Annotated in this window: 11 protein-coding genes and 1 pseudogene; 6 read left to right on the top strand and 6 right to left on the bottom strand. The window is 41.4% G+C overall.

The window, feature by feature from the left end:
- Nucleotides 1-374: 374 nt before the first annotated feature.
- Nucleotides 375-699 (bottom strand): annotated as a pseudogene (locus PHAL_RS24720) (group II intron reverse transcriptase/maturase); the annotation flags it as partial.
- 373 nt (nt 700-1,072) lie between these two features.
- Here PHAL_RS24720 and PHAL_RS0103485 point away from each other — a divergent pair.
- A complete protein-coding gene (locus PHAL_RS0103485; RefSeq protein WP_016707029.1) occupies nt 1,073-1,579 on the top strand; it encodes a GNAT family N-acetyltransferase in 507 nt (168 codons plus the stop codon).
- Between the two features lie 317 nt (nt 1,580-1,896).
- Here the strand turns inward: PHAL_RS0103485 and PHAL_RS0103480 are convergent, their stop codons facing one another.
- Nucleotides 1,897-2,865 carry a dihydrodipicolinate synthase family protein gene (locus PHAL_RS0103480; RefSeq protein ID WP_016707028.1) on the bottom strand — a complete coding sequence of 323 codons (969 nt, stop codon included), beginning with the start codon at nt 2,863-2,865 and terminating at the stop codon, nt 1,897-1,899.
- A gap of 338 nt (nt 2,866-3,203) precedes the next feature.
- Nucleotides 3,204-4,055, bottom strand: coding sequence for a GNAT family N-acetyltransferase (locus tag PHAL_RS0103475; RefSeq protein WP_016707027.1), 852 nt, complete (start codon nt 4,053-4,055; stop codon nt 3,204-3,206).
- Nucleotides 4,056-4,345: 290 nt separating this feature from the next.
- On the opposite strand from PHAL_RS0103475, the gene PHAL_RS0103470 reads away from it, so the two are divergent.
- From PHAL_RS0103470 to PHAL_RS0103450, 5 genes are all read left to right on the top strand, one after another.
- On the top strand, nt 4,346-7,339 hold the full coding sequence (locus PHAL_RS0103470) for a TonB-dependent receptor (RefSeq protein WP_016707026.1): 2,994 nt from the start codon (nt 4,346-4,348) through the stop codon (nt 7,337-7,339).
- Between the two features lie 217 nt (nt 7,340-7,556).
- Nucleotides 7,557-8,606 carry a proline racemase family protein gene (locus PHAL_RS0103465; protein ID WP_016707025.1) on the top strand — a complete coding sequence of 350 codons (1,050 nt, stop codon included), beginning with the start codon at nt 7,557-7,559 and terminating at the stop codon, nt 8,604-8,606.
- On the top strand, nt 8,603-9,688 hold the full coding sequence (locus tag PHAL_RS0103460) for a M24 family metallopeptidase (RefSeq protein WP_016707024.1): 1,086 nt from the start codon (nt 8,603-8,605) through the stop codon (nt 9,686-9,688). Before PHAL_RS0103465 ends, PHAL_RS0103460 begins: the two co-directional genes overlap by 4 nt.
- Nucleotides 9,689-9,690: 2 nt before the next feature.
- A complete protein-coding gene (locus tag PHAL_RS0103455) occupies nt 9,691-10,635 on the top strand; it encodes an ornithine cyclodeaminase family protein (RefSeq protein ID WP_016707023.1) in 945 nt (314 codons plus the stop codon).
- Nucleotides 10,636-10,640: 5 nt separating this feature from the next.
- A complete protein-coding gene (locus PHAL_RS0103450) occupies nt 10,641-11,039 on the top strand; it encodes a hypothetical protein (protein ID WP_016707022.1) in 399 nt (132 codons plus the stop codon).
- Here PHAL_RS0103450 and PHAL_RS0103445 read toward each other — a convergent pair.
- The 3 genes from PHAL_RS0103445 to PHAL_RS0103435 are packed head-to-tail and all read right to left on the bottom strand — an operon-like array spanning nt 11,024 to nt 12,740.
- Entirely contained in the window at nt 11,024-11,632 is a 609-nt protein-coding gene (locus tag PHAL_RS0103445) for a flavin reductase family protein (RefSeq protein WP_016707021.1), read from the bottom strand. The genes PHAL_RS0103450 and PHAL_RS0103445 overlap by 16 nt on opposite strands.
- 8 nt (nt 11,633-11,640) lie before the next feature.
- Nucleotides 11,641-12,390, bottom strand: coding sequence for an SDR family NAD(P)-dependent oxidoreductase (locus PHAL_RS0103440; protein ID WP_232321821.1), 750 nt, complete (start codon nt 12,388-12,390; stop codon nt 11,641-11,643).
- Nucleotides 12,375-12,740, bottom strand: coding sequence for a thiol-disulfide oxidoreductase DCC family protein (locus PHAL_RS0103435; RefSeq protein WP_016707019.1), 366 nt, complete (start codon nt 12,738-12,740; stop codon nt 12,375-12,377). Before PHAL_RS0103435 ends, PHAL_RS0103440 begins: the two co-directional genes overlap by 16 nt.
- Nucleotides 12,741-12,930 lie beyond the last annotated feature (190 nt).

Below are 12,930 nucleotides of genomic sequence, written 5' to 3'. Positions count from 1 at the left end.
AATGTATTCATTTACCGTATTTAAGATCGCAGCCAAGACCTCATTCATGCACATATCTTGGCTTGTATGTTTAATAGGATCTCCAATAATTTATTTCAGAGATGGGTTAGGCTTATTAGCGAAGACTGGTTTACTTGTTGGGGTACTTATATTTTTCTGGTTACTATATTTGGGATTATGTTTTTTGTTTCATCGTTACAGTCTTCGCAAACCTGAAACTAAGAGTGCCTTTATTAATCAAGATGATATTTCAAAGGGTAAAGAAATAGGTTCTTACCTAGAGGGTTGGTAGTAAAATACTTCTAATCGGGTAGCCGGAGGTCTCTAACCTCCAGCCCCCACACCACCCATCATGCGGGTCCGCAATGGGCGGTTCATCTCCCGTAATGAATATTGATCCAAATATCTCTCAATGACGCTAAACCTTTTGACGCTAGATAGTCATTGCCTATCGCAATGTTAATTCCTTTTGTTTTTGAGCTTCTACAAGGACCTTTACTGGTGATACCACATGCAATGGCGAGTCGTTCGCTAACACCCAATTTCATTAAACTGCGTACTTTGGTGCGTGCTATTCCTTTGCAAAGAGCGTCATTGCAGCCAGTAGCACATTCTTATCCTACGGCGGATCCAGTGATCTAAATCCACCGTTAGCTGATAAGCGTTGGCTATTAGGTCGTGGTATACCCAGCCGCGTAAATTTTTTGGTTTAGAATCTGTATTACTCTAAAGCGCAGCGCCTTTTAACCTTTTTGTGAATAATTCACTAAGTTTTTTTGCACAAAGAGGAGGGAATGAGAAGTAAATGAGGATGAACTTGAAGGCTTATATTGATATGTGAAAACGCGATGCACTAATTGAGTAAGCCCTTACCATCTAAAATAAGCCACTCAGACACCTGTTATACCTTCCAAAACACAATTAAAGCAACAGCAAATCCTCTTTTATATTTTACGTAAAAGTCAGTTGTCGATTGAATCAAAATAGGAACTTGGCTATGGTTAATGCATCAATAAAAATAAATTAAAACGAGTTATTCTACAGGCTCGTTAACCCTCAAGGAGATATCCGATTGAGTATTAGTATCCGAAAAGAACAATCAAGCGATGTTCAAAGTATCCATGAAATTACTGTAGCCGCATTTCTTGAGGCACCACATACCGATCATACGGAGCAGTTTATAGTTAAAGCACTTCGTGAATCTGGTGCATTATCAATTTCTCTCGTTGCTGAAGATGAAGGCAATGTCGTTGGTCATGTGGCGCTTTCTCCTGTAACTATTTCTGATGGTACAGATAGTTGGTATGGTCTGGGCCCAATCTCAGTTCTTCCCAATAATCAGAGTAAAGGTATTGGCTCGAAGCTTATGAATGCAGCCATTCAAGAGCTAAAGAATATAAAAGCTAAAGGTTGTGTATTGCTCGGAGACCCAAATTACTATCATCGTTTTGGCTTCAAGCCTAGAGGAGGCTTGGTTCTTCCAGATGTACCGCCGGAGTATTTTCAAGCCTTGTTATTTCAAGAGGATTTACCTCAAGGAATCGTTACTTATCATGAATCCTTTTCTGCAAAGGGTTAACACATATGAGCCTTAACCCTGTCAATAGGCACTAGTATTCTTTTTGACCGTTTTTATAAATGGACGGTCAATTCAAAATCAATAAACAAACCCGTTTACTTCGTCTGTCGATGCGGCTGTTGTGCAAGTTAATTACAGCAAAAACTTATTAATCCCTTATTGCGATCACATCGCTGTCAGTGAGAATAAACTAGACACCCATCTTAACAGTGGTATCTCTAGTGTGTTTATGACGTTTAATTTGCATGAATATTGAATAAATAGTAGATAAAAAAACTCCGTAACAACGGAGTTTGCTATTTGAATACTTTAAAAGATCAGTCTAGTAAATCGAGGATCTCAAGTCGTTCTTTTGCTAGGGAATACCTTGTGTGAACATCATCAATTTGCTGTTGGGTTAACTTCTTGCCAAAAGTGCGAAGCCCACCAGTTAGATCATTATGATGAATGCCAAAAGCAAACTTAAGGTACTCTAAAAGTAATGGCTGTGCATCAAGGTAGGATAGGGAGTTCATCGCCTGAGATATTTTATTTGCCTCAGCCCACTCTCCACTATTTACATACTCTTGCATAGTAATACTCGCTTTTGGGAATATGCACCCAACACCTGTAATGCCACCACATGCGCCAGCAAGGCCTGCATGAACAGTCACAGTGTCAACACCGGCCAATACTTTTAAGTCTTTGTTCTCTAGCATCATTGTTTCAATAACTGACACGTCGATAGTCGATATTTTAAGTGCAGTGACTTCCGCCAGGGCGGCAAGTCTTGTAAGTAGATCCGTTGAGAGCGCATGATAGCCGGCTGCGTCAGGGTTGTTATAGGGCATTATTGTTATGCCCGCTGCTTTTGCAGCCGCTGCTGCAAGTGCGTAATACGCATACATTTGTTCATCACAAGGCGCTTCCTTTGTTTTTGGTGGCATCACCATAACTGTATCTACGCCAACAGTCGCAAGCTCTGTAACTATTTTGGCAAGTTCTTCTTTTGTCTCAGCCGCCGCGCCACTGATCAATGGCACATTGTACTCTTTCGCAACGCTTGATAGGGCTTTTAGTAAAGAAAGGCGCTGCTCCGCGCTTAGATAGCTATTTTCACCGAGTGTACCTGAGCCGACTAGTCCACCCATGCGAGTGCCACCCTTTCCTTGCACTTTTAAAATATCTGCAGCGTATTTTTGTGTTGCTTCAAGGTCAATTTCAACAGTGCCGGATTCAGTTTCTTTTAGCCATGTAAATACAGCTGGCATAACAGTGTATCGCCAATCTTTACTATTCGTTTCCATTATCATTCCTCTTATAAATATATATTGTATACATTATACAGTTTGAGTGTATCAGTTAAATTAGCTTTGGCAAAGCCGAGATAAAAATAAATCTGACACCTAGTTTAGAGTTTAGTAAGAATTAACAGAGCAGCAGTGTTCCATAAAGCTTGTGTATAAAAGTACTTAGAAAGTAAAAACGGCAGAGCAAACATGAGCCACGTTAAAGTGACTTAACTCGCATTTTATGTTTAAGGCCGATTTCGCTGTTGTGAAAATATGAATATAAAGATTAATAATGAATGCTTGGCAAGACAAAAGCTGCGCGAGAAACTTGCAGCTATAAATAGGTGCTAGGCTTAGCCAATTTCAAAAGAAGTTATACCAAACACTTTACTTAAAGGGGTAGTGGGGGGTTGCTGTGTATACATTCTGGCTGTTTCAAACGATGGCTGCATATTATAGCGTTGCGCTAAAGCCATTGCGGCTTGGTTTATATTAGGCACATCTAAGTAGATAGTTTCACCTGTAGGAACTGATGCCTTTAATGCGAGAAACAACGACTCAGCTAATTGAGGAGTGTTCGCGTATAGAGGGCCAATTTTAAACCCTTCGCGACACGCTCTGATCACACCGTAACCGGCTAATTTATCGTTGTCTAAAATTCCTAACGCGTGCGAGTTAACTTGGCTTATCCAACTTTGTAAAAAGTCAGCTCTCGCAGCGGGGAATAAGGGTTTTTCGTAATCGGCTATTGCAGAAAATGGTAGCCTTGCAAGCTCAATGATATGGTCATTTTTTGCTAGTTGACCATCAGCGATTCCGGCAAACCTAATGTTATTGTAGGCGAATGAAAACCCTGATTTTTTATAATTAGTTTGTTGTTCAATTACCCCATCAAGGGCAATGTTGCACCCTTTTAGGTAGCTCAGTCCTGCTTGCCAAATTTGCATTCCATAACCCTTGCCACGGTATTCGGGCTTAACGATATAAAAGCCTAAAAAAGCAAAGTCACTATTATATTTAACTACAGAAATGGTTGCCACAGCCTCATCACCAAGGTAGCCAATTAAGAAGCCATGCGGATCTGCTTGGTAATAGCTATGTGCGTCATGCAGACCTGGGTTCCAGCCCTCTAGCGCGGCCCATTCAACGGCAATATTCACTTCTTCTTTAGACATGACTTTGATGGTTAAGCGCTGCTCTTGCATGTGAGTCCTTTTAATTTTTGCTGATTCTGCACTTTTTGTTGAGCGTATAAGCTTAGAACGAAGCGTGTAAATTGCACAGTTATTTCACACAAGTGTTTAATAACAGGCTTTTTTAATTTTTTTCATGGTGATGTTTCAGCACAGCTTGCGATTAACAACATGGTATTTTAAGACGATCTTAAAAAATAAATGTATATTTAATATTGTATACAATATGTAATGGGTGTATATTTTTTGCGTCAGAGGTTAGACAGACAACAAAAAATTAACAGGATCAAAGGAACATTTTCATGTTTACATATAATAAAAAGCAAACTCGGGGAGCGGGTGTAAAAACCCTATTAGCAACGGCGGTTACTGCTGCATTAATGATGGCGCCTGCTGCGCAAGCCGTTGATGGCAGTAGTATTGTAAAAGGTCATATTGTGGCGCAATCTGGCAGTGATTTGATTGGTGCAAAAATTACCCTTAAACACAAAACGAAAGGTCTTGTGTATACCATTACAAGTAATGCTGAAGGCGATTATTTACTGCGTAATGTGCCAGTGGGCACTTATGATGTCACTATTGTGAAAGATGGTTATCAAACAATGGTTGAAGAAGATGTGGCTGTGACCATTGGTCAATCCATTATTCTTGATGTACAACTTTTTCAAGCCGGAACAGATATGGAGCGTATCGCTGTAACTGGTGCTGCTATACGTCGTGTTGATATGGCCTCTTCTACCTCTGGGCTAACTTTTAGCGATGCTGAACTTAAAGCAATGCCAGTAAACACAGGCTTTGAAAGTATTGCTTTATTAGCGCCAGGTACAGCAGCTCCAGGTGGCTCAAGCTTTAATGGTGCGTCAAGTTTTGGTGGTTCATCTGCGGCTGAAAATGGCTACTATTTTAATGGCTTAAACGTAACGAGTATTCGTACAGGCTTAGGCTCTATTCGCCTACCTTGGGAAGCGATTTCGCAAACACAAGTTAAAACGGGTGGTGTAAGCCCTGAATTTGGTGGCGCGTTAGGTGGTATTGTCAATGCAGTTTCAAAATCAGGTGATAATGATTTTAAATTTGGTGCTGAGGTGCGTTGGGATCCAGACAGCCTGCGCAGTCAGCATGACTCAATATTTCAAGACAGCGGCACTATAAGTACTAATACACAACAAAGCAGTTACGACTTTAAAGAGCTACAACTGTGGGCAAGCGGTGCAATTATTGAAGATACCCTGTTCTTTTATGGTTTATTTGCACCGCGACGTGAAGAATCAACGGGCGCAGGGCAAACAACTTTCTCTGATTTTGAGCGTGATGAAGACCGTTGGTTTACCAAGGTAGATTGGTTTATAAACGAAGACCATTCTGTGGGTTTCTCTGCGATGAATAATAAACGCACTTGGACTGACAAAACATTCGCTTATAACTGGCAAGATAATGTGGTAGGTGACCAACAAGGCGTGGATGCGCCAGGCGAAGATGGCGGCAATGTATATAGTATTAACTATAACGGTTACCTTACAGATACGTTTTCGGTATCAGCGGTGGTTGGTCGTGTAACTGAAAATGTTGAAAATGTTGTTGCTTCACCTAATCCTGGTGTTTGGGATGAGAGAAATGGTTTTGTAACGTTAAGCCAGCACACAAACTCATCTGTCACTGAAGAAGAGTATATCCGTGATCAAGCCCGCATTGACTTCAATTGGGATCTGGATATGCATTCAATTCAGTTTGGTATTGACTACACCAACGTGAAAGTTGATTACTTTGAAGGTCAAAACGGGGTGGGTGATGCACAAGGCTGGTGGACAATAAAAACCGCAGGTGAGAATGATATCTCGGGTGCAGCGCTGGGCAGTGACTTTATCGAGCGACGCGTTCGTAGCCGTGAAGTTGATTCAGATACCACTTCGTTAGCGTTTTATATTAATGACTCATGGCAAGCAACTGATAATTTAGTGCTTAATATGGGCTTGCGTTACAGTCAGTTTGAAAACACCGTATCGGATGGCCGCGCTTTTGTTGATATTGATAACCAAATAGCACCGCGCTTACAAGCTATCTATGATGTAAGTGGTGATGGTAGTGCTAAAGTATTCGCAACTTTTGGGCGCTACTTTCAGCCTGTCTCGGCCAACATGAATATTACTCAAGGATCGGCATCTATTGAGTGGTTTGAGTATTTCGAATTAGATCAATTAGAAGGCAATGGCTCACCTACTTTATTAGCGGATGGTTCACCTAGCAGAGGTGATATGTTACGTGATAGACGCTGGCGTCAACGTGGCATTACAGAGCCTGGACTTATTGCTTCTGCTTCTTTGAAGCCAATGTACAGTGATGAGTTTACGATAGGCTATCAGCAAGAAGTGTTTGATACTATGTCGGCGGGTGTACGTGCAATCTATCGTGATTTAGGTCGCAGTGTTGAAGACACCGATGTGGGTCCTGTACTTGCTAAAAAACTAGCCGAGATGGGGATCACCGATAACGTAGGTCAAGGTTCATATTATGTGCTTAATAACCCAGGTGAAGCGATCCAAATGTCGTATGATTTTGATGGCGATGGGCAAGTTGATAACGTGAATTTAAGTGCTGAAGAGCTAGCATTACCTGAAGCACAGCGTAAATATTTGGCGCTTGAATTTACTTTAGATGGCAATGTAACCGATGATTTACGGATCAACACATCATACACATGGTCACACAGTTACGGTAATACTGAGGGCTTAGTGAAAACCGACAACGATCAAGCAGATCCGGGCTGGACAACTTCTTATGACTATGGCGATTTGATGGATCATGGCTATGGTAATTTACCAAACGATCACCGCCATGCGATTAAATTTAGCGGTGCCTACAATATTACCGACTCATTAACCGTTGGCTTAGTTGCGCGAACAACATCGGGTCGACCAAAAAGTTACTTCTCAGTTCACCCTGAAGGTGTAGATAGCTGCGAGCAAGGCAATCCTTGGGATGCGTGTATTAGTAAATACTACGACCAAGCATCGCATTATGATGAAAACGGTAACCCAGCGCCTCGTGGTAGTAAAGGCAATTTACCTTGGTTAACTAACGTAGATATGTCGCTTACTTATTACACTGACTTTTTTGGCTCTGATATGACACTCAAAGGCACCGTTTATAACTTATTTGATGGTGATAGCGCACTATCAATAAATGAGGAACGCGCTCAGTACGGTGATAATGGCTTAGAGCTTAATCCTGATTATGGTTTAGTTACAGGCCGACAAGGCGCTCGGTATGTATCGTTAACCGCGCGTATAGAATTTTAAGTTCCCTGGTAAGTGGCTGTAAGTTGTCGTTTTAGTACATATCACCTAACAAGCGAAAGCTAAAACTGACAAAATGTTTAAGCACATTCTCATTGTGAGTAACACAGTCCTGATGCTGAGTAGGTAACTACTTGGCATTTTTCTTATTACTAGAGTTGAAACGATTGCAGTATAAATATAAAAGATATACTGTATACAAAAATAAAAAGAGTGACATATGACCCATACTTTATTCTCTCACTGGCAACAGCCAAATAATGATTGGTTATCAATAAATACACTTGATATGCACACCGGTGGTGAGCCCCTTCGGATTATTGTTGATGGTTTTAGCGATGTGCAAGGGCAAACTATGCTCCAGAAGCGTGCTGATTGTTTGGCGCGTTTTGATGACTTACGAAAAGCATTGATGTTTGAGCCGCGCGGGCACGCTGATATGTACGGTGCATTAATTACGGCTCCTGAGCGTGAGAGTAGCCACTTTGGCGTACTTTTTCTGCATAACGAAGGTTATAGCACCATGTGCGGGCATGCCATTATAGCCTTAGCAACGGCTGCAAAAGACAGTGCTATTGCTCATTTTAATGATGGAATTAATGAGTTACGTATTGATACCCCAGCAGGGCTGATCACCGCGTATGTAGAGCTTAAAAATGCTCAGTTACAGCAAGTATCTTTTGATAATGTAGCCAGTTTTGTCGATAAGCTCGACGTGAAAGTTACATTGCCTATGGTTGGGGAGGTTAGCTGTGATATTGCATTTGGTGGCGCCTATTATGCGTTCGTTGACGCTGATACTGTTGATTTAAGCTTAGCAGCAGATAATCATGAACAGATCATTAGTCTGGGTAAAGCGATTAAACAGCAGGTAACAAAACAATATCAACCAAAGCACCCAACTGATCAGGCACTTGGTTTTTTATACGGGGTTATTTTTTACTCTAATAGTCAGGTATCACAAAGCAATCATTTTAGCCGACATGTATGTATATTTGCAGAAGGTGAGCTTGATAGAAGCCCAACTGGTACAGGCGTCAGTGCCCGCGCTGCACTTGCGTTCGCAAAAGGTGAGTTGGCGGTAGGGCAAAGTGTTAACATTGAAAGTATTTTGGGCTCAGTGTTTAACGTGAGCATTCAACAGTCATGCAATGTTAAAACACATACTGCAATTATTCCACGTGTTACAGGCACAGCTTTTGTTACAGGCAAACATACATTCTTAATTGATCCAACAGATCCCCTAAAGCAAGGATTTATTTTTCGATGAATAATCATTTTTTAGCACGCCAACAATTAATAAAACAATGTATGGCAGAGCAGAATTTAACGGCGTTATTAGTGTTAGGGCATGAGAACATTCGCTACTTGAGCGGGTTTAGTGGTAATGCCGCGTATGCAATTGTCACGCAACAACGTTGTGTATTGATCACTGATTATCGTTACTTTGAGCGCGCACAATCTGAGTGCCAAGGTTTTGAAGTGATAAGCCGCGACCGTGATAACGAAAGTTTGGGCCATTGTATTAATCGCTTTTTACCTGCTAACAGCCATTTGGGCTTTGATGCCGCATTTATTAATGTGGCGGTGTGGCAGCAAGTGGCTGATGAATTATCGAGTCACACTACGGTGGCGGTGCAAGGCTTGGTTGAGCGCCTAAGAATGATCAAGAATGAGTGGGAAATTGCACAAATTAAAGCGGCTGCTGCAATCGCAGATGAAGCGTTAGCGCAAACCCTGCCATATTTTAAAGAAGGGGTGAGTGAGCGAGATTTGGCACTAGAGCTGGAATTTAGAATGCAAAAACTAGGTTCAGAAGGCATGGCGTTCGCTACAATTTTAATGTTTGCAGAGCGTACATCGCTACCCCATGGCAGCCCAAGTAATCGCGTACTTAAAGAAGGTGATTTTATTACCCTCGATTTTGGCGCTGTTGTTAACGGCTATCGCTCAGATATGACCCGTAGCTACGTATTAGGTCAGGCATCAACTAAACAAGCGAAAATCTACAATACAGTAGCGACAGCGCAGCAAGCTGCGATTGATTTAATTAAACCTGGCGTTCCTTGCATTGACTTACAAAATGCATCACAACGCATACTCGATGGATCTGGTTTTGGGGATTATGCTGGGCAAGGGCTTGGTCACGGAGTAGGGCTTTTCTTACACGAACAGCCGTTTATCAATAGCAATTGCAAGCACATATTAGAGGTTGGCAATGTGATCACCATAGAGCCGGGTATTTATATCCCTGATTTTGGTGGTGTGCGTTTAGAAGAAGACATCTTAATTACCAGCACGGGCTATGAGATTTTAACACATGCCCCTAAACCTTTTGAGTTGGAGCTATAACAATGCAAGTTATAGAACAAGCACAGATCGATAATGCCCTTAATTTTGAGCGTTTATTAACCGCAATGCAGCAAGGTTTTGCTCGCGATTTTAGTATGCCTAAGCGAAATGTGTATGAGCTTGATAATAGTGATTCAAACCATGATGCGTTTGCAGTATTACCTGCATGGAACGAGCACGTAATTGGTGTTAAAGCCTTTACGTATTTTCCTAAAAATAGCCAAGCTGGCTATGAGTCTTTGTATTCTAAAATTATGTTGTTTTCGCGAGAGCATGGCGAGCCGTTAGCTTTAGTTGATGGTACGCGTATTACTTTATGGCGCACAGCAGCTGTGTCTGCACTGGCCAGCCATTATTTATCCCGTGAGAATAGTAAACATTTAGTCTTTTTTGGCAGTGGTAACTTAGCCGAGTATATGGTGCGAGCGCATTTGACTGTACGCAATTTTAAACGAGTCACTTTAATTGCTCGCAATCAAGAAAAGCTATTAGCTTTACAAAGTCGCTTGCAGGGGGCGTTTACTGAAGTCGAATTTGTAATAGGGCAAAGTAACGAGGCCACAATTTACAGTGCAGATGTGATCAGTTGTGCTACGGGCTGTGCAACCCCATTATTTGATGGCAATTGGTTAAAATCAGGCACCCATATTGATTTAATTGGTAACCACCATAGTGACGCAAGAGAATGCGATACGGCAACAATTACGCGTAGTCGCGTTTACGTTGATAGCAAAGCAAATGTATTAGGCGAAGCCGGTGAGTTACTTATTCCAATAAAGGAAGGGGTATTCAACGAGCAGCAACTATGCGCCGAATTAGCTGAGTTAGCGAAAGCAAACGTCTATGCTCGTATTAATGAAACCGATATTACGGTGTTTAAATCTGTGGGTACGGCGTTGAGTGATTTGATAGCCGCATATCACGTGTATCAATCTTTACAAGGTTAATAATAATGAGCACCATGCTTTTTATTTTGGGTGGTTGTTTTGTTGGTGCAGGCTTATTGCCTATTTTTAGGTGGCTGAAATGCAAAGTCAATAAGCAGCGTTGGCGAGTATGTGAAATTGATGATATTACCAATGCAGTTAATATGCGTATTGGCGCACATGAATTACTGCCACAACAGTCAATGTTAGTTAGTTTTAGGTTTAATAGCCACTTACATAGCGTGTTGATAAGTTATGATAAAACGCTATTTTCTCGATTTAAACAAGGTCTGCCCTGTTGCGTATTGGTTGATAAAAACAACCCACAAAAGGTTTATAACAATGCACAGTTGTGGCAAAACTATGCATTGTGCTGGTTGCTCAGTGGTATTAGTTTGTGGATCGGAAGTTATTTTTTTGCGTAAGGTAAGCGGCTGAGTGCTTGCGTTGTATGGTAGCTATCAAGGCCACTGACGGCTACCGTTTGGATCGACATTAAATCAATAAAACCGTCTTCTTGCACTGCAGCACCGTCGACATGTAAATCGATGATTTCACCAATCACCAGCTCGGTACCATTAATAGCTAGATGTTGATGTTCAACTAAATTAACGGCGTATTTTAAGCGGCTCTGTAAAACAAATGGGGCATCGAAGTCATTCAAATACTCTGTTTTTAAACCGGTTGCATCGAACTCTGACTCATCCCTATCATAGCGGGCTGAAGTTTGGTGGGCTTGGCTGTAAATCTCGCTATTCACTTGATTTATAGTATAAACACCAGTCTCTATAATATTTTCAAAAGTATGACGCGGTACGCTGTGCGGGCGCATGATCATACCCACCAAAGGTGGGTGTGCGCCTAAGTGAAATACCGAGCTGACAATAGCTAAGTTGGTGTTACCGAGCTTATCTTGTGTGCCAATGAGGTTAGCACTTTTAAAGCCTGATAACGAGTTGATTAATTGAGTACGAAAACGCGGCGCTAGCTCGTTAAGTTGTTGTTTTGTGAAATGCATAAAAATCCTTACCAATTGATATGTTTGCCTTGCCAATCAATATAAGCAGGTTGGCCTATATCCGTTAGCTGCTCTGGTTGCTGTAAAAGGGTATAAAGCTGCTCAGCCACAAATTCAGGGGGGAAGAGTTTGCCTTTGGCAACATTTCTTTGAAATGGTTTTGATAACTCAGTATCGGTAGTACCCGGATGAAATAACACCAACCTCGTTTGTTTTGCTCTGCGAGCCAGTTCAATCGCCGCTGTTTTAAACAACATATTTAACGCCGCTTTGGAGGCACGGTAGCTATACCAACCGCCTAGTTGGTTGTCGTCGATACTGCCTACACGGGCGCTGAGCGCAGCTATTGTGCAGGGCGTTTGTTGATCAAGTAATGGCAATATGGCTTGTATGCATAAAATTGGGGTTAGTGCGTTACTGCTTTGCAAGGTAGAGAAGTACGTTTCGTCTATGTCTTCTAATTTTTTCTCTGGCATTGCCTGAGCATAGTGGAGTAAACCATTAAAGATAATCACCTGTGAAGGGATAATATGATGAGAGCGTAAGTGCTCACTTATACTCTGTAAGCTGGAACGAGAGTAATCGCTTTGTAACTGGGTAACCTGCAGTGTATTTTGTGATAGCGCAAGTGATGAACGGCTAATACAAATCACGTTTGCGGTGGGCGTATTTTCAGCTATGCGGGCAATGTAAGCTTTAGCAATGGCACTGCTTGCGCCAAATAAAATATAGCTTGCAGGCATTATTTTATACCACATGTAGATTTACACGTTAATCGGGCAATCGGTGAGCGGTATTTTGCAAACACTTTATAAATCTGATCTGCCATAAAACGTATACCAGGTAGCTGCAATATTGTTAACCATTTATGGCGGCCAACCGTTTGCCATGCGGCAAAAGTAACATCTAAGCCATAAATCATTTCACCGTTGTCTTGCTGACCATGTAAAAAAGCCAGTGCATCTTCGTGCTTTATGTAATTAAAACGTTGTTCAAAGTCATTGGCATTAATGTCTTCTAACGTTATTTTATTATATATATCAGCCTCTTTTAACAAGCGCATTTCTTTGGCGCACAATGGGCAGTTACCATCGTAAAAAATGATCATGATTTACCTAAAATTGATCGGTACATTATTTCTTGTTACGAAATAGAATAAGCCTTGGATCTGTTAAATTAGCCGCTAGGATGATATTAATAGGATCTTACAAATATAAAGGTAAGCAAAATGCCGATTTTTAGCACATCTCACACTCCACATTTTAAAAATCGTACATTGCTTATTAAGAATGCCTTTA

Origin of the sequence: Pseudoalteromonas haloplanktis ATCC 14393, from assembly GCF_000238355.1 — a bacterium.
GTDB lineage: Bacteria > Pseudomonadota > Gammaproteobacteria > Enterobacterales > Alteromonadaceae > Pseudoalteromonas > Pseudoalteromonas haloplanktis.
Note: the sequence above shows the minus strand (reverse complement) of the source record. Positions and strands in the feature narration are given on the sequence as shown.